This is a genomic window from Roseateles albus (assembly GCF_028595345.1).
Lineage (GTDB): Bacteria > Pseudomonadota > Gammaproteobacteria > Burkholderiales > Burkholderiaceae_C > Paucibacter_A > Paucibacter_A albus.
This window is the reverse complement of record NZ_JAQQXT010000002.1, coordinates 90,842-108,731: the sequence shown is the minus strand read 5'-3', so window position 1 is coordinate 108,731 and position 17,890 is coordinate 90,842. Positions and strand designations below refer to the sequence as shown.

General features: G+C 63.5%; 13 protein-coding genes. 10 read left to right on the top strand and 3 right to left on the bottom strand.

Translation table 11 applies throughout. The features are described from left to right. Positions 1 to 25: 25 nt before the first annotated feature. The gene (locus tag PRZ03_RS03475) at positions 26 to 2,842 is read right to left on the bottom strand and encodes a M16 family metallopeptidase (RefSeq protein WP_273599050.1); all 2,817 of its coding nucleotides are present in this window, start codon (positions 2,840 to 2,842) and stop codon (positions 26 to 28) included. A gap of 106 nt (positions 2,843 to 2,948) precedes the next feature. Between PRZ03_RS03475 and PRZ03_RS03470 the strand changes: the two genes are divergently transcribed. From PRZ03_RS03470 to PRZ03_RS03455, 4 genes are all read left to right on the top strand, one after another. Further along, the gene (locus PRZ03_RS03470; RefSeq protein WP_273599049.1) at positions 2,949 to 3,797 is read left to right on the top strand and encodes a PA4780 family RIO1-like protein kinase; all 849 of its coding nucleotides are present in this window, start codon (positions 2,949 to 2,951) and stop codon (positions 3,795 to 3,797) included. Positions 3,798 to 3,911: 114 nt separating this feature from the next. Further along, positions 3,912 to 5,495 carry a sensor histidine kinase gene (locus PRZ03_RS03465; RefSeq protein ID WP_273599048.1) on the top strand — a complete coding sequence of 528 codons (1,584 nt, stop codon included), beginning with the start codon at positions 3,912 to 3,914 and terminating at the stop codon, positions 5,493 to 5,495. Then, positions 5,492 to 5,857, top strand: a complete 366-nt coding sequence (locus PRZ03_RS03460) for a response regulator (protein WP_273599047.1) — start codon at positions 5,492 to 5,494, stop codon at positions 5,855 to 5,857. Before PRZ03_RS03465 ends, PRZ03_RS03460 begins: the two co-directional genes overlap by 4 nt. Before the next feature lie 30 nt (positions 5,858 to 5,887). Beyond that, a complete protein-coding gene (locus PRZ03_RS03455) occupies positions 5,888 to 6,796 on the top strand; it encodes a universal stress protein (RefSeq protein ID WP_273599046.1) in 909 nt (302 codons plus the stop codon). A gap of 9 nt (positions 6,797 to 6,805) precedes the next feature. Here the strand turns inward: PRZ03_RS03455 and PRZ03_RS03450 are convergent, their stop codons facing one another. Further along, positions 6,806 to 7,987: an MFS transporter gene (locus PRZ03_RS03450; protein ID WP_273599045.1), complete on the bottom strand. Its 1,182-nt coding sequence runs from the start codon at positions 7,985 to 7,987 to the stop codon at positions 6,806 to 6,808. After that, on the bottom strand, positions 7,984 to 9,330 hold the full coding sequence (gene rmuC, locus PRZ03_RS03445) for a DNA recombination protein RmuC (protein ID WP_273599044.1): 1,347 nt from the start codon (positions 9,328 to 9,330) through the stop codon (positions 7,984 to 7,986). The genes PRZ03_RS03450 and rmuC overlap by 4 nt, the downstream gene beginning before the upstream one ends. A gap of 159 nt (positions 9,331 to 9,489) precedes the next feature. Between rmuC and PRZ03_RS03440 the strand changes: the two genes are divergently transcribed. From PRZ03_RS03440 to PRZ03_RS03415, 6 genes are all read left to right on the top strand, one after another. After that, positions 9,490 to 10,263 (top strand): hypothetical protein, encoded by a 774-nt coding sequence (locus tag PRZ03_RS03440; RefSeq protein ID WP_273599043.1) that lies wholly within the window; start codon positions 9,490 to 9,492, stop codon positions 10,261 to 10,263. Between the two features lie 46 nt (positions 10,264 to 10,309). Next, positions 10,310 to 11,860 (top strand): FAD-dependent oxidoreductase, encoded by a 1,551-nt coding sequence (locus tag PRZ03_RS03435; protein WP_273599042.1) that lies wholly within the window; start codon positions 10,310 to 10,312, stop codon positions 11,858 to 11,860. Between the two features lie 55 nt (positions 11,861 to 11,915). Then, complete coding sequence (locus PRZ03_RS03430; protein ID WP_273599041.1) at positions 11,916 to 13,970, top strand: UvrD-helicase domain-containing protein; 2,055 nt, start codon at positions 11,916 to 11,918, stop codon at positions 13,968 to 13,970. A gap of 120 nt (positions 13,971 to 14,090) precedes the next feature. Beyond that, positions 14,091 to 14,699: a PEP-CTERM sorting domain-containing protein gene (locus tag PRZ03_RS03425; RefSeq protein WP_273599040.1), complete on the top strand. Its 609-nt coding sequence runs from the start codon at positions 14,091 to 14,093 to the stop codon at positions 14,697 to 14,699. A 29-nt stretch (positions 14,700 to 14,728) separates the two neighbouring features. Further along, positions 14,729 to 16,678, top strand: coding sequence for a bifunctional metallophosphatase/5'-nucleotidase (locus tag PRZ03_RS03420; RefSeq protein ID WP_273599039.1), 1,950 nt, complete (start codon positions 14,729 to 14,731; stop codon positions 16,676 to 16,678). Between the two features lies 1 nt (position 16,679). Beyond that, positions 16,680 to 17,888 (top strand): hypothetical protein, encoded by a 1,209-nt coding sequence (locus tag PRZ03_RS03415; protein WP_273599038.1) that lies wholly within the window; start codon positions 16,680 to 16,682, stop codon positions 17,886 to 17,888. The last annotated feature ends 2 nt before the right edge of the window (positions 17,889 to 17,890 follow it).

Here is a 17,890-nt window from a genome sequence, read left to right as displayed (position 1 = left end):
AACGCAGCGCTCAAAGCCGCTCCCATCAAGGCTTGTCTTTGAAATCCCCCACGGTCGAGATCACGAAGCCCTCAGCCTTGATGTGGCGTCGCCAAGCTGCGTTGACCTGTTCCAGCGTGGCCGCCTGGATGGCTGCGTCGCGGGCGGCGACATAGGCCCAGTCCTTGCTGCGATCGGCCAGCAGATTCAGCGTGCCGGCCAACTGCGCCTCGCTGGCACGTGCCTGCAGCCGCGCTTCGGCCAAGTCCTTCTTGGCCCGCTGCAGTTCAGCCTCGCTGATGCCGGTTTCGTTCATGCGGCGCAGCTCGTCCTGCACCAAGGCAATCACCGCGTCGCGGTTCTGCGGTGCGAAGCTGCCACCAATGCTCAGGCTCGCATCATTGCCCCAGAACGGCGCATTCAGGCCGGCGCCGATGCCATAGCTCAAGCCCTCTTGCTGGCGCACCCGCGTCGACAAACGGCTTTCCATGCCACCCGCGCCAAACACCTGCACGGCCAGATTCAAGGGAACAAAGTCGGCGTCCGCTTCGCTGAGTTTGAAGTCCAAGCGCATGCGCAGGGCGGCATTGGCCTTGTCGCGCGCCAACACGTCAAAGCGCGCGGCTGGGATAGCCATATGCGCCGGGCTGTGGCGAACAAAACGCGTGGCGGCCGGCTTCTTCCAGCCACCGAAGAGCTGCTCGACGGCCGCTTCTAAGCCGGCCGGCAGCGCACCCACCACCGCCACACGCGCCTCGTTGGCAGACCAATAGTCAGCGTGGAAGCTGCGTACATCGGCCAGCTGTGTTTCTTGCAGCTGCGTGATTTGCTCGTCCAGGCTGAGCTGGTAGTCGGGGTGGCCCAGCTGCACGCCCAGGGCGCGGTTGTAATGCGCACGCACGGCCTCGCGCCGCAAAACCTCCAGCTCCTGGCGAGATGACTGCAAACCGGCCAAGCCGGCTTGCTTGATGCGATCGAATGCCTCGTTAGGCAATGCGGGCGCTTGCATCAAGCGAGCAGCCAGCTGCAAGACCTCGATCAAGCTGCCCTGCTCAGCCGTGATGCTCAAGGTCGCACCCTGGTCGCCGCCGCTGATGCTCATGCCTGCCTTGAGTCGAATCAAGGCGTCTTGCAGCGCCTGTTTGCTCAGACCGGCGCTGCCTTCCATCATCAGCTCACCCACCCAGCCGGTGCCACGCCGCGCGAACGTGGCCTCGCGTTCACCCCAGCGCAGCTGCATTTGCATTTGCACATTGTTGCCACGCGTTTGCTTGGCCAAGGTCTGCAGCACGATGCCGCTAGGCAGCGTCTTCATCACGGTGCGCTCTTGCAGCTTCGCGGGCGTGGGGTCAAAGCGCTCGCCCTCTTCCACCTTGGGCGGGCCCTTCAGATCAGCCAAGCGCTGGTCGAGCGGCGGCGCTGCCGGAATCTCCACCCGCGTGACGACATCGGCCGGCACATAGCGCCCCAGCGTGCGGTTGGCCGGCTGCAAATAGGCTTTGCGTACCCGCTCCACATCGGCCAAGGTGACGCGCGGCAAGTCCTCCATCAGCTGAAACAGCAGGCGCCAGTCGCCCGCGCCTAGCAGGCCGGAGATCTGCTGAATCAGCGCTTCCGGGTTCTTCATCTGCTCGCGGTAAGAGTTCAGCGCCACATCGCGCACGCGCTGCAATTCCTCCTCGGTGAAGGGCTTGCCGGCGCGGCCTTCGACCAGATCAAGCAAGAGCTTCTCGACTTTGTCGGCCTGCTCTTGAGTTGGCGGAATCGCGATAGCCGTGATGCCGCCGGGCGCCTGCCCGCCAAGACCGCCCAAACCGGCATGCAGCGCCAGCTTGCTTTCGACCAGCTCCTTGTAGAGCTGCCCGCTCGGCGGCATCGACATCAGCAGGCTCAGCACCAGCAGCGGCGCCGAATCGGCATGCGCAATCGCCGGCACATGGTAGTAGGCGACCAGGGCGGGCTGGCCGCCAACGCGCCGCACCACCACTGTGCGCTCGCCGTCCTGCGCCGGCTCTTGTGTGTAGGTCTGCAGCAAGGGCTGCTCGGGCTTCTTCAGCGGGCCAAAATGCTCGGCGATTTTGGCCAGCGTGCTGGCGGGATCGAAGCGCCCCGCCACCAGAATGGTCGCGTTATCGGGCCTGTAATGGCGTTTGTAAAAGGCCTGCAGCCGCTCGATTGGCACGTTCTCGATATCGCTGCGCGCGCCAATCGTCGAATTGCCATAGGGATGCCAGTCATAGGCCACCGCCTGCACGCGCTGGAACAGCACCTGCATCGGCTCGTTCTCACCGCGCTCGAACTCATTGCGCACGACGCTCATTTCCTTGTCCAGATCGGCCCGCGCGATGAAGCTATTGACCATGCGGTCGGCTTCAAGAGCTAACGCGAAGTTCAAAGTGTCGGGGTTGGCGTTGAAGGAGGCAAAGTAATTGGTGCGGTCATTGGTGGTCGTGCCGTTGAAGCGGATGCCCTTGGCGGCAAAGGCACCGGGGATATCGCGGTGCGTGGGCGTGCCCTTGAAGACCAGATGCTCCAGCAAATGCGCCATGCCGTACTCGCCCTGCGACTCATGCCGGCTGCCCACGCGGTAGGTGATGTTGACGGTCGTGGTGCTCTGCGCCTCATCGGGGAAAAGCAAAATCTGCAGGCCATTGGGCAAGCGATATTCGGCGATACCGCCCAACTCGCGCACGAAAACGGGCTGCTGAGCCGTCTTGTTGGCCGTATGTGTTGTTGCGTTTGCTTGTGCCGCGATGCTGGTCTTGGGCTGCGATGCCTTGGCCTCCACCGAGTTCGGCGCGAGCACTTGCGCCAAGACCAGCGCCAACAAAACACCCGACAATCGGAAGGGAATACGCAACATAGTTAGCCCTGATCTGCAATGAGTTTTCATCAATGTCCGGCATTCTGAGGCAAGAATGCAGGCTGCTTTTTTTGCAAGGCCAGCCAGCCCCGACAATCGCTCACCTATGAAGACACCGAAAAGATTGCAGTCCCTGCTCGACGAAGGCCTGATCGACGGCGTATCGCGCCAATTGATGAGCGGCAAAGAGGCGCAAGTGTTCGTCGTCCAGTGCGGCGGCGAAACCCGCTGCGCCAAGGTCTATAAGGAAGCCACCCAGCGCAGCTTCCGCCAGGCGGTCGACTACACCGAGAACCGCAAGGTCAAGAACAGCCGCGAGGCCCGTGCCATGGCCAAGGGCAGCAAGTTCGGCCGCGAGAAGCAAGAAGAAGCCTGGCAAAGCGCCGAGGTCGATGCCCTCTACCGACTGGCCGGTGCCGGCGTGCGGGTGCCCAAGCCCTTCAACTTCTTCGAGGGCGTGCTCTTGATGGAGTTGGTCACCGACGCCGACGGCTCGGCCGCACCGCGCCTGAACGATGTGCAGTTCACGCCGCAGCAAGCCTTCAAGCATCACGCCACGCTGGTGCAGGAAGTGGTGCGCATGCTCTGCGCCGGCATCGTGCATGGCGACTTATCGGAGTTCAACATCTTGCTGGCGGCGGACGGCCCGGTCATCATTGACCTGCCGCAAGCGGTCGACGCGGCAGGTAACAACCACGCTAAACGGATGCTCTTGCGTGACGTTGAGAATCTGCGTAATTTCTTCGGACAGTTCGCACCCGACTTGCTGCACAGCGACTTCGGCCATGAGATCTGGGCCTTGTTCGAGCGCGGCACGCTGACGCCCGACGCCAGGCTGACAGGCCGCTTCGTGCACCAGAACCGGCCAGTCGACTTGCGCGGCGTGATGCGTGAAATCGACGACGCCCGTGATGAAGACTCGGCGCGGCGCCTGCGCATGCAGCAGCAACAGTAGCTGCAATATTCACGGCAAACTCAGAAGCCCAGCTCCCAGCCGCGATGCTAGAGTGAGCCCCCAAAAGCCAAGCAACTCAACATGCCCAGAGCTTCGGCGGGCACCGGAGGTGGAGTGAGTCTTGATCAGCCCATCAACATCGCCTCGCTTGCCTGGCTGCTGGTGGCTTTGACGCTTGTGCTGATTGGCGCCGCGCTGTGGATATTCCGCCTGCGCCGGCAACTCATCGCTGAGCAACGGGCCGTGCTGGCGCTTCAAGAGGCGCGGCAAATTGCCCAAGCGCTGTCCGACCATGTGCCCGGCATGTTGGGCTATTGGACCCGCGACCTGCGCTGCAGCTTCGCCAACAAGGAGTACCTGACCTGGTTCAAACGCAGCCAGCAGCAAATGCTGGGGCTGAGCATGCAAGAGCTGCTTGGACCCGAACTATTCGGAAACAACGAACCCCATATCCGCGCTGTTTTAGCGGGTGAGAATCAACAATTCGAGCGACAGCTGACCCGCGCTAACGGTGAGATTGGCTACACCTGGGCGCAGTACATTGCGCACAAGGTCGACGGTGAAGTGCGCGGCTTTGTGGCCTTAGTGCTGGACATCTCAGAACTGAAGAAGGCCGAAAAGGCGCTGAGAGAAAGCGAAGCATTCAATCTGGCCGTTTTGAATTCTGTGGCCGCCGAGATTGCGGTGCTGGATCGCGAGGGCATCATCATTGCGGTCAATCAGCCTTGGCGGCAGTTCGCCGAAGCAAATGGCGGTCCCAAGAATGGCAGCATCGGGCACTGCTACCTGGACAGTTGCCGCGGCACGGGTGATCCAGCGCAAGCCTCGGATAGCAGCCCTTTGGAGGCCCATGCCGGCATCGCAGCCGTGCTCAACGGCAGCAAGCGCAGCTTCAATCTTGAGTACCCCTGCGACTCACCCACCGAACAACGCTGGTTCGCCATGAACGTCACGCCGCTGAGTCGAGACGCTGGCGGCGCGGTGATCTCACACAGCTCAATCACCCAGCTCAAGCTGATCGAAGCGCAATTGCAGCGATCGCTGCAAGACAAAACCGCGCTACTGCTGGAAGTTCACCACCGCGTCAAAAACAATCTGCAGGTGATCACCAGTCTTTTGCGGATGGAAGCCCGGCGCAGCGAGAGTGCGGCCACCAAAACCGTGCTCAAAGACATGCAGGCGCGCATACGCTCGATGTCCTTGTTGCACGAAACCATTTATCGCAGCGGCACCTTCGCCGCCATCGATCTGGGCACCCATATCCGCCAAGTCGCCAGCCAGAGCTTGAAGAATTTGCAAGTCGAAGACGGCCTGCTGCAACTGCATGTGCAGGCCCAAAGCCTGCAAGTCGGGCTTGACCAAGCCACAGCCTGTGGCTTGCTGCTTACGGAGTTGGTCTCGAATTGCCTCAAACATGGTTTTTCCGATGGTCGCGCGGGTGAAATCCGCATTCAACTGGCGCCCAAGCCCGACAGCGCGCTGTGGAGCTTGCGTGTCAGCGACAACGGCGCGGGTTTGCCTAGCGACTTTGATGCCCGACAGGGCAAATCCCTGGGTCTGCAACTGGTGGGCAGCCTGGCGACGCAAATGGGCGGCATATTGCTGATTGGGGCTGGGCCGGCGGCGGAATTTACGGTAGATTTCGCACCCGAGAAGCCGGCTGCACTTGAGATCAATTTAGCCAGGAGTAGTTTGTGAGCAAACTCAAGGTTCTGGTGGTGGAAGATGAACTGATCGTCGCCATGGACATCGCCGAGCAATTGCGCGACCTCGGGGCCGAGCCGGTGGGCCATGCCAAATCCGGCGAGCAAGCGATCGAACTGGCCGGGCAATTGCGCCCCGATTTGGTCATGATGGACGTCCACCTGGCCAGCAGCATGGACGGCATCAGCGCCGCCCAAGTCATTCGCGACCAGTTCGACATTCCCTGCTTGTTTTTGAGCGCCTTCAGCGGCGCCGACAGCCTCGCCCGCGCCCAACTCACCGCGCCGGCCGGCTACTTATCCAAACCCTTTGATGAGAGTGAATTGGGCTTGGCCTTGGCGGCCGTTTCCAAATAGCTCGGCCCGCCCTTGTCGGCTCGCGTTAGCATGAGCGCCTCCCCAGTTCAATGTTTGGAGGATGAGATGGCAGCGAGCAGCAAGATCAAGTCCATGGTGGTGCATGTCAATGACAAGCCGCGCTCGGCCCAGGTGGTGGCGCTGGCGCAGCGTTTTGCGCAGGCCTTGGGCGCGCACTTGGCGGCGGTACATGCGGTTGCACCCAGCAATACCGGCGCCTATCTCTCGCCCGAAGCCGCCAGCTTGGCGCTGGACCTGCATGAGGGCGAAGATCAGCGCCGCGTGCAGCGTGCTGCCGAGTTGGTCAAAGCGGCCGGCGCCGACATCAGTTTTCGCAGCGAGATGGGCGACTCCGCCGAGGCCATGGTGCAGATTGCACGCAACTGCGATTTGCTGGTCATGAGCCAACAAGACCCGCAGGTGCCGGACGGCTCGGCCGACGGCCTGATAGGCCGCTTGCTGGTCTCCGGCGGCTGCCCGATTTTGTTCGTCCCCTATGTCAATGACACGCCGCTGGCGCGCTGCGGCGAGCGCGTGCTGGTGGCCTGGACTGACAAACGCGAAAGCGCCCGCGCCTTGCGCGACGCCCTGCCTTTCTTGCAGCGCGCCAAACATATCGAGCTGGTGCGTTTTTCAGAAAGCGCCGAGCTCGGGCCCGAGCCTCTGCTGCGCCCGCAAGCCTATCTACGCCTGCACGGCATCGAGTGCACGCTCAAGGTCTTGCATCAACGCGAGCCCTCGCTGGGCGAACGCCTGATGTCGTCCTTTATGCCGGACGCCTCGGTCGCCGAGGCCTTGTTGTCACACGCGGCCGACAGCGACAGCGACCTGATCGTGATGGGCGGCTACGGCCTGACCCGGCTGTGGGAACTGGTGCTGGGCGGCGTCACGCGCTCGATGCTGCATTCGATGACGGTGCCGGTGCTTATGTCGCACTGAACAGCGATTTCAAGACTCACCGTTTTGATGGCGCGTTAGCCTTGCCGCAGGCCATTGCGCCAGCAGCAACAAGCCCGCCATCAACCACAGGGGTGCGGCGCTGACGCTGGCAGCGGCCAGCAAACCAAAACCGACCGGCATCGCCACCGTCGCGCCGTTGGTGGCCACCATGCGCAGGCCCAAGGCCTGACCGTGGCGGTCGGCCGGCGTGACCTGGTGCAGCATGGCCATCACCATCGGCTGCACCGAGCCCAGCGCCAGGCCTAGCAGAGCCGAGCCCAACATCAGCCCCGGCGTGCCGGGCAACCAGGCGTAGACGGCCAAGGTGGCGGCGGCCATCAGCATCGCCGCACGCAAGGCCTTGACCTCATCCAACTGTTTGGACCAGCGGATGATGGCCAGGCGCACGGCCATCGCGGCCACAGCAAACGAGGCCAGCACGAAACCAATGCTGGACGCACTCAGCCCCTTGGCGTGGCCGATCACCGGCACCACAAAGCTGTGCGCATCCCAGGCCGCAGCCAGCACCACGTTCATCAATAGCAAGTAGCGCAGCGCCGGTTGGCGCAGCAGATCCCAGGCCGGCTTGGCACGACTGGCCGCACTCTGGGCTTTCGGCGTGTGGCGGGGCAGCTTGGTGATGAACACCCAGGCCAGCACCGGCAAGAGGACAGCCAAGCCAAAAGCGGCCCGGAAGCTCACATAGTCGATCAACACGCCGGCCGCTACCGGGGCCAAGGCATTCGACATCGCCGGCCCCAAGGCCATCCAACCGAACACGCGTTTGAGCTCGGAGGGCTCGTCGGCCATCTGGCCCGCCTCACGCTGCATCGCCACCGCCGCCACGCTGAGCGCGCCGCCGGCGAGGAAGCAGCTCAGCCCTATCGTCCACAGGCCCTGCCCCGCCAGAGCCACCAGGGCGCCAAACAGCGCCATCAGCACCGCGATGCCGACGGGTCGGTGCAGGCCATACCGGTCGGCTTGCCGCCCCGCCCACATCGCCAACAACATCGGCGCCACCGCGAACAGGCTCAATAAAACCCCGACCGCCCATTCACCATGGCCTTGATGCAAGACCCATAGGCTGGCGGCAACACGCGTCACCGCCATGCAGGCATGCAAGGAAATGAGACCGGCGATCAACCAGGGGAAAGCGCGGCGCAAATTGGCGGCCGGGCTGGGCTTAGTCAAGACCTGGCCTCGTCGGCTTCGTCATCATCAAGGGGACTGCCTGCCAATTTAAGCAGGGCCAATGCCGCCTCATCCGGCAGCGCCTCCACATCTTTGAGCTTCCTCGTCATCACCCGCGTGCGGGTCTCGGCCAGGTCGATGCTGTTGCTGGCCTCGTCAAGCTTCTTCTTGGTCTTGGCCAAGACCTCGCCGAACTTGCCGAACTCGGTCTTGACCGCGCCCAGCACCTCCCAAACCTCGGCCGAACGCTGCTCCAGCGCCAGCGTGCGAAAGCCCATCTGCAAGCTGGTCAAGGTGGCCAATAAAGTAGTCGGGCCTACCAGCATCACTTTGAATTCACGCTGCAGCGCCTCCAACAAACCGGGCCGGCGCAGCGCCTCCGCGTAAAGCCCTTCGGTCGGCACAAACAGAAGCCCAAAGTCGGTGGTGTGCGGCGGCGCGACGTATTTGTCCCGGATGCTTCTGGCCTCGGCACGCAGCCGCGTCTCTATCGCCTTGCTCGATTGCTCAACACCCACGGCGTCGGCGCGATCCTGCGCATCGAGCAAACGCTCGTAGTCTTCGCGCGGAAATTTGGCGTCGATCGGCAACCACAGGGCGACGCCATCGCTGCGCTGACCCGGCAAGCGAATAGCGAACTCGACCCGCTCGCTGCTGCCGGGGATGGTCGCCACATTGGCCGCGTACTGCTCGGGCGTGAAGACCTGCTCCAGCAAGCCCTGCAACTGCACCTCGCCAAAAATGCCGCGCGTCTTGACGTTGTTGAGCACCCGGCTCAGGCTGCCCACATCACGGGCTAGGCCCTGCATCTCGCCCAGGCCTTTATGCACCTGCTCCAGGCGCTCGGCCACTTGCTTGAAGCTCTCGCCCAGGCGCTGCTCCAGCGTCGCATGCAGTTTTTCGTCGACGGTGGCACGCATCTGCTCGAGCTTTTTCTCGTTGTCTTGCTGGATCAGGCTCAGGCGCTGCTCGACGGTCTGGGCCAGTGCCCGCAAGCTCTCGGCAAGGGTTTGCGTTTGGCGCTGCGCGGCCAGGTCCTGCGCCTCGCGGGCGGCCAAGGCCTGCACGGTCTGCGCTTGGCTGCTGCCGGCCAGACCGCTGCTGAGGGCTTGCTGAAAGCGCGCTAGGCTTTGCTGCAATTCTTGGCGCGTGGCGCCAGCACTGCGCGTCAGCTCGTCACGCAGTTCGCGTTCCAAGCGCTCGTTGGCTTGTTGCAGGATGGGCAGCAATTCGGCGTCTGCTCTGCCCTCACTCGCCATCCGGCGCATTTGCAGCCAGAGCAAAAACATGCCCAGCACCAGCAGGCTCAGGGCCGCCAAGCTCATCGCTTCGAAAACACTCATGCCCTGATTGTCTCAGCTGTTCCAGGCCCGAACAGCATGAAGCGTGCGTGCAGCAGACCCGAGGGCATTCCCTGCCCAAAGTGGCGAGGGTCTTGAGAAACAATCCTCCCTAACGTCGACTCATGACGTCAAACCAAAAATGCAACACAGGGGGATTGGATGAAACGCAGGAATCTCTTGCTGGCACTGGCCGCGGCGACCGTCCTGGGCGAGGGCTTTCTGGGCCAGCTAGCCCAGGCGGCCTCGCCGGAGACAAAGTTTGCTGCGCTGTCCTTGATCGGTGACTCCATCAATGTCGTGACGTTTCAAACCACGGTCGGCAGCAAGTTGGACCGCAATATCAAGCAATCGGCCGCAATTCCGGACGCGCCATTCGACGTCACCGCGCTGCGCACCATACAGGCCAGCGTCAAAGAACTCAAAGGGCCAGGCGAAGTCTTGCTCTACCGCTCACCGTCGATCGATTTATTCGGCGACCCTTGGGCCTTGTTCGACGGAAACAAGCTGCTGCTGCCGCCGAACTTGGTGGAGGCGATGAAGAAGGACGGCGCCAGCCATTTATTGCTGCTGACGCGTAACCGACAGGACGCCAAGCTCGCGACCACCCAGGGTGCCGTGGGCAGCGGCCGACTGGAGGGCATTGGCTTCTACATCGACCGCCAAAAGCGCATGTACAACACCGACACCCTGGAAAGCGGCCAGGGCTTCCTGGCGCCGTACACCTATTTGCAACTGAGCCTGGTTGACTTGTCCAATGCGCAAGTTTTGCAGCAGCAAACGATCAGCAGTTCGCAGACCATCGGGTCGGCCCGCAGCAAAGATGGCTTTGATCCCTGGCAAGCCCTGAGCCCGGAGGACAAGGTCGACACTTTGGAGCGGATGATAGAGAAAGAGTTGCGCCAAGCGGTGCCTGCCCTGATCGGGCCAAAGTAAATCGATCCGACTGAATCAGCGGGCAAGGGGCAGACAAGTGGCAGAAATGGATCGACGACGTTTTCTTCAGTACGGCTCGGCTACCCCCATGGCTGCCATGCTGGCGGCTTGTGGCGGCGGATCGGGGGATGCTTCTAGCCCAGCACCGCCGCCCGCTCCAGCACCGGCTCCTGCTCCGCCCTCCCCCAGCGGCGGCCCGTCCGCCAGCGAATGGGAGGCGCTGGGCACACAGCTCAAAGGAGTGTTGATCCGCCCAGGCCACGCCGACTATGAGCGCCTGCGCCGCCCCGCCAATGCGCGCTACGACGCCTTGCTGCCGCAAGCCTTGATACGCTGCGCCGGCTCGGCCGATATCCAGGCCGGCTTGGCCTTCGCGCGCCGCCTCAGCATCGCCGTCGTGCCGCGCGGCGGCGGCCACAGCTATATCGGTAACTCGACCGGCAGCGGCCTCATCATCGACGTCGGCGCGATGGACAGTGTGCGTCTGGAAGGCGATTTAGCCATCGTCGGCGCCGGCGCCAAGCTGGCCGATGTGTACGAGAGTTTGATCGCGCAGGGCCGCTGCATTCCTTCCGGCAGCTGCGTGTCGGTCGGTATAGCCGGCATCACCCAAGGCGGCGGCTTCGGGGTGATAGACCGGGCTTACGGCCTGACATGCGACGTGCTGCGTAGCGCTCGCGTGATCACGGCAGACGGCGCCGAGCTGCTCTGCAGCGACAGTCAAAACACCGACCTGTTCTGGGCCTTGCGTGGCGGCGGCGGCGGCAATTTCGGCATCGTCAGCGAGTTCACGTTTCAAACCCATGCCGTGACGCCCTTGCAGCAGTTTGCGGCCGACTTCGCCTTGGTCGATTTGCCGGCCGTGCTGGCGGCTTGGAGCGAATGGCCCAAGACCATGCCGGATCAAATCTGGTCGCAACTCGTTGTCTCGCCCTCAGGCTGCCATCTCTGGGGCTTCAGCATCGGCGACGAGCCGGCCTTGCGTCCGCATTGGCAGAGCTTGCTTGCCAAGATCGGCCGCCCAGCCTTGAGCAGCTTGCAAACGCCGCGCAGCTACCGCGAGGTGATGCTGGGCGCTTGCACCAGTTTGAGCCCGGCGCAATGCCATCTGCCGAGTCAAAATTCAGCCGGGCTGCTGGGTCGCGTCGCGATGGCGGCCAGCTCGGACTTTTTTGACAGCCTGACCGATCCGCAAGGCATGGCCGCCGCCTTGAGCGCGGCCGTGCTGGCGCGTCGCAGTGCCGGCCGCCCCGGCACTGTCATCATGAATCTGATGGGTGGCGCCATCGGCCGCGTGGCCTCTGATGCGACTGCTTTTGTACACCGCCAAGCCTTGTTCAGCGCCCAGTACTACGCCGAATACAGCCCAGCAACATCCGGCAGCGAGCTCAACGACGGTGAGCAATGGGCGTACGGCATGCGCCAAACCTTGCGGCCCTGGAGCAGCGGGCGCGCCTACCAGAACTATCTGGATGCGCTGATCACAAACCCCGAAGAGGCCTATTACAGCAGCAATCAGGCCCGGCTCAAACAGATCAAGGCCCGGGTCGACCCGACGGGCATGTTCAAACAGCCACAAGGCATCACCGGGACCTGAAAAAAGATCCTCAAGCAAAATGCCTGACTCTGCATGCTCCTGACCAGGCTCACTCATGTCCTTACCCGGCGCTCTGCGCTTTCGCACGCAAGCCATCACCATCACTGCCGAGCAAGAAGACATACAGGCCTCGGGTGAGCATTCGATCTTGATCGAGGCGGCGGCCGGCACCGCCAAGACCACCTCGCTGGCCCTGCGCATCTGCGAAGTCCTGGCGCGCGGCGCCGCACCGCGCCGCATGCTGGCACTGACCTTCACGCCCACCGCCTGCCTGGCTCTGCGCCGCGCCCTGCAGTTGGTGGCCGGCGACAGCCTGATGCACAAGCAGGTCCGCGTCGAGACCTTTGATGCCTATGCGGCCAGCGTGCTCCAGCAGGTCGAACGCGTGCAAGGCGATAGGGCTGTGCCGCCGGTGCGCCAGCTGCACAGTGCCGAGCAGGCTCGGGCCTATGTCTGGAGCGCCATCGAGGCGGTGGCCAACAACCCGCTGGAGCGTCATGCCGAAGACCTCGTGCTGCCGTCCTACGGCGCCGAGTCCTATGTGGGCGATTTTTTGCGCCGCATCCAAAGCATCAAGGGGCGCTTGGCTCTGGAGCTGAACCCGTCCGAACAGGGACTGGACAGCCCCGACTATGCGGCCGATGAGTTGGGCCTGGACTACAGCCTGCTGCGGGTACTGCGCGCCTATGAACATCTGCGCCTGGACTCGGGCTATGAGCAGGCCAATTTCCGCATGCCACTGGACGCCACCTATGACCTCGCCCGGCTCTTGCGCTCGGACAGCATCGACAGCCCCGAGGAGCTTCCGCTGGGCCAGTTCGACGGCATCTTTGTCGACGAGATGCATGACTGCAATGAGGCGATGTTCACCTTGTTGCGCGCGCTGCTGCACAGACCCGAAGTGTATTTTTGCGGCGTTGGCGACCGCGATCAGGTGATCCACCAACATTTCGGTGCCGACGCCCGCTTCATGAGCCGCGCGCTCGACGCGGAGCTCGGCCGGCGCCTGCAGCGCCTGCCGCTGTCCCTGAGTTTTCGCTACGGCGACAAGCTGGCGGGCTGGATGGCCAAGCTCGCTGCTAAACCGATTGCGGCGCAGCAGCTGCGCCAGACCGAACTGCGCATGCTCAGCTGCGACGGCCCGGCGCAGCCGACAACCGCTGCGGCCGTCGTCAGCGCCTTGCAGACTTGGCGCAGCGAGCAACGCAAGGACGATGTCTATAGCGACTGCGCGGTGCTGCTGCGCCATGAATCGCAATCGGTGCTGCTGGAGAACGCCTTGCACGCCCAAGGCATCGCCTATCAATGCATGGGTTTTGTCAGTTACCTGCGCAGACCCGAGGTACTGTTCGTGCGCAGCGTCTATGCGATTGCCAGCGGCCGGCTCGACACGCTGGGCGGGGCCGAGACACGGCGCTTGATCCCGGACGCCTTATTCGAGATGACGCAAACGCCGCCGCTGAAGGCGGATGATCCCGACTATCAATCCGCCGATGCCTTTATGCGCGAAGCCAGAGCCGCCGCGGCCGACAGCGAGCAAGTGCTCGCCAAGATCTTCAACCAGCACATCCTCGACTGGGCGCCCAAACCGGTTAAACAGCGGCTGCAAAAGGCCTTGGCTGTGGTGCAGCAAGGCGCGGACTTCGCCGCATTCCTGGCCGCGCTGGAGATGGCCAAGTTTGGCCGCGACGTCTTCGTCGAGAAGGAGCGCCGGGACGAGCTGGGCCGCCATATGAAGGGTCTGCTGGCCGCCTCCGCCGAGCATCGCAGCGCGCTCGACTTCTTCCAATCACTGCAAGCGCTGGACGAGGCGCAGGCGCAGCGAGTGGCCGCGCGCGCCGAGGGTAAGGTGTTCTCGCACAAACACAAGAGCCGCCCCACCATCACGCTGGCCAGCGCAGCCCATGTCAAAGGTCTGGAGTTTGAGCATGTCTTGCTGCCCTTTTTGACCCAGGGCGTGTTCCCCGATGCCCAGGCCGAGCCGGTCGGTGAAAGGAACCTCTTTTACGTCGCCGCGACGCGGGCCAAAGGCCAATTGACCTTGCTGGTCAATGCCGAGCGACCAAGTGCGTTCGTGCCGACTGCCTTGCTCAATAAAACGAAGCCATGATCCGTTTGACCTGCTTGGGCCCAAGCAGGTTCACACCCTAGTCACCCCGCACAGGCAGGATCGCGCCGTTCCGTCAGCATTGTTTTTTGACGGTGGCCCTCATCCATCCTGGACTAGATCATGACAAGCAAATTCTTCTCCCGCGCCGTTGCGGTCGGCGCTTTGAGCGCATTCACGCTGGCTGCCGGCCTGAGCTCCGCCCACGCAGCCACCTTGGCAGCCGACGGCAGCTGGACCGAATTCCTGGTCAATGCCGACCTGACCCCGGTCAACAGCCCGAACAGCCTCGACTGGCTGCTTGGCTTTGACGATGCCAGCACGGCTCACTTCACGTTCACGATCGCCGCCGGCTTTGTCGGCAGCTTGACCGTGCTGGACAGCGGCATTTCCGGCGATCGCTTCATTGTCACGAACAAGGGCGCCGCACTCGGCGAAACCAGCGTCGGCGTTGACGGCGACCCCTTGCTGGAAGGCAGCTCCGTGGCTGACTTCAACATCGCCTTGGCCAACCCGAGCTTCAGCCGCGGCGTCTACACGCTGCAAGCCGGCAACTACGACATCAGTGGCTATCTATCCAGGTCGGTCCAGCTCGCCGGCAGCCCGATGAATGTGACCACCGGCGGCCTGCAACTGACCGTTTCAGCCGTGCCCGAGCCGACGACCCTGGCCAGCCTGCTGGCCGGCCTGTCGCTGCTGTCGCTGGCCCTGCGCCGCAAAGCCAGCAAGTAAGCCACCCCGCATTCAAAAGGCACATCACCATGTTTAAAACACGTCCTCTGCTGCTGGCCTTGGTGGCCGCTTTTGGCCTGAACGCGGCGCAAGCCGTCACCGCGGGCCCTAGCCCCATCAGCGTCAAAATCATCGGCTTCAATGACTACCACGGCACGCTGGAAACTCCCGGCACCTTCGGCAAGAACACCACCATCCCTAGCGCCCAGCGCCCCGCCGTCGGCGGCGCCGAATATCTGGCTGCCTACGTGGCCAAGATGAAGGCCAGCAACCCCAACACCGTCGTCGTCGGTGCGGGCGACTTCATCGGCGCCTCGCCGCTGATCTCGGCGCTGTTCTTTGACGAGCCTGCGGTGGAGACGCTGAACAAGATCGGCGTTGATTTCTCGTCGGTGGGCAACCACGAATTCGACAAGGGGAAGGACGAGCTGCGCCGACTGCAAAACGGCGGCTGCAAACTGGACGCCGGCGGCGTCCAGGAAGCCAATAGCTGCAAGGGCTTCGGATCCTCGGCACCGGGCACTTTTGACGGCGCCAAGTTCAAATGGCTGTCGGCCAATGTGGTCGAAACCGCCACCGGCCGCACCTTGCTGCCGGCTTATGGCGTGAAGAGCTTTGGTGGCGTCAAGGTCGCCTTCATCGGCATGACGCTCAAGGGCACACCGGGCATCGTCACCCCCACCGGCGTGGCCGGCCTGGCCTTCAAGGACGAAGCCGACTCGGTCAATGCCTTGATCCCCAAGCTGCGCGCCCAGGGCATCGAATCCGTTGTGGTGTTGATTCACCAAGGTGGCTTCCAGAACGCGGCGGCCGGCAGCGGCCTCGCCAACGCCAGCGACATCAACGGTTGCCTGAACGATCTCAAGAACCCGGACGGCAGCGCCAGCGATATCGCCAAGGTCGTCGCTCGCTTTGACAACGCGGTCGATCTGGTCATCAGCGGCCACACCCACGCCGCCTACAACTGCTCGAAGAACACCGTCGACGTGACCGGCAGCAACGCCGCCAACGCGGTCAGCACGCCGCGCCCCACCGGCCTGCCTAACAAGACCGGCCGACTGATCCCGGTCACCAGCTCGAGCGCCTTCGGCCGCGCCTTGACTGAAGTCGATCTGAGCATCGACCCCGTCAGCCGCGACGTTACGGCCGTCAGCGCCACCAACCGTTTGGTGGACCGCAGCGACGCCGCCATCAACACCGCCATCGCCAACAACCCGGAAGTCAAGAACGTGGTGCAGGCCTACAAGAACGCGGTCGCTCCGATCGCCGGTCAAGTGGTGGGCACCATCACCACCGGCCTGAGCAATGGCGCCAACAGCGCCGGCGAAATGGAAGCCGGTGATCTGATCGCCGACGCGCAGTTGCAAGCGACCCAGCCGGCCGCACTGGGCGGCGCGGTGATGGCCTTCATGAATGCCGGCGGCGTACGCAGCCCCGGCTTCGTCAAGCCCGCCGCTGCCAGCTACCCTTATGCGCTGACCTACGCCGACGCGTTCACTGTCCAGCCGTTCGGCAATAGCCTGGTGACGATGACGCTGACAGCGCAGCAACTCAAGGACGTGCTGGAGCAGCAATTCAAAGGCTGCAAGGGCCAGACCGCAGACCGCGTGATGCAAGCCAGCAATGGCCTGAAGTACAACTGGAGCGCCGCAGCACCTGCTTGCGCCAAGATCCAGAACGTGACGCTGACGCCGACCGATGTGACGGTCTACCCGCCAGTTGCAAACGGCGCACCGGACAACATCGTCATCAACGGCGTGGTGCAAAACCCGGCCAAGACCTACCGCGTCACGGTCAACAACTTCACTGCCACCGGCGGCGACGGCTTCACGGTCCTGCTGGGCGGCAGCAATGTCCAGGGCGGCGCACAAGACATCGATGCCTTGATCGCTTATCTGTCCGGCTACAAGAATGCCGCGAACGCCTACAACCCAGGCAACGCGGCTCTGAACAAGCCACGCATCACACAGACTCCTTGAGATGAAAAACAGCCGCCCAACGCTTGATGGCAAGCGGGCGGTGTCGAGCTGGAAACCAAAGGTGGCCGGGCTATTTTTTAGCCTGGCCACCTTTGTTTGCGGCGGCACCCAAGCCCATCAACATCCGCATCAACATTCGCAGGGTCAGCAGGGCCATGCCCAATCGCCAAGTGAGCCCGAGCGGCAGGCGCTGCTGCAGGCCGCCCGCAAGGCACTGGCCGCTGGTGACAGCGACACCGCACAGCGGCGACTCGACGCAGCCGCAATGATCAGCCATTCGGCCGACACCGAGTTGCTGCTCTTGCAGGCACAAATGCAGGCCGGCGATTACCGCTCGGCCTTGATGTTCGCCTCGCACACCGCCGGCGCTCATATCCATGAGCCCGAGGCTTTAGCGCTCTATGCCTGGATGCTGGCCTTGGGCGAGCAGCGGGCCGAAGCCAAGCGCATGCTGGAGGCCGGCCTGAAGCGCCTGCCCCTAGAGCCGACCCTGTTGGCGATGCAGCGGCAACTGCCTCTTGCGGAGCCGGCGGCTGCGGCCGAGCCAGCCCCGCAAGCCGCCGCCATTCGCCCCGGCCCGCTGGCCATTGGCGCGCCCGTTCCCGCCCATGCGCAAGCGCTGGGCAGCGGGCTTTTGCTTGACGCCGGCCGGCTCGCTTTGGTGCCCTGGCAGCCCAGCCAGGCAGACGCTCAGCTCTGGGTGCGCAACGGCCTGGGCCAGGCCAGTGCCGCCCGCCTGGTGCAAAGCTTTGACGCACTGGGGCTGGCTCTGCTGAGTTTGGACGCGCCTTTGCCCACCGCACATTCGGCCCTGACGCGTGCGCCGCGCGATGCCTTTGCCGGCAGCCCGGCCACCGCCTTCGCCTATCTGGCCACACCCTCGGCGCAAGCGGCTTGGCCGGCCATGCATCGGGGCTTTTTGGGCCGGCTCAGCGCCGCAAGCCAACAACAGGCCTTGGGGGTGGAACTGCCGCTGGCCCCACGTGGTGGACCGGTATTCGATCAAGCAGGACGCTGGATAGGCATCACGCTGGCGGACCAGAACGGCGAGCCGAAATTGGCGCCGCTGAGCGCCTTGCAAGTGGCGCTAGGGCGCAGCTTCGACAAGATTCCCGCCCAGCAACAAGGCCAGCCCATGGCGCTCGATCAGCAATATGAACAGGCCCTGCCCTTGACCGTGCAATTGCTGGTCGCGGGCAAACAGCCCTGATC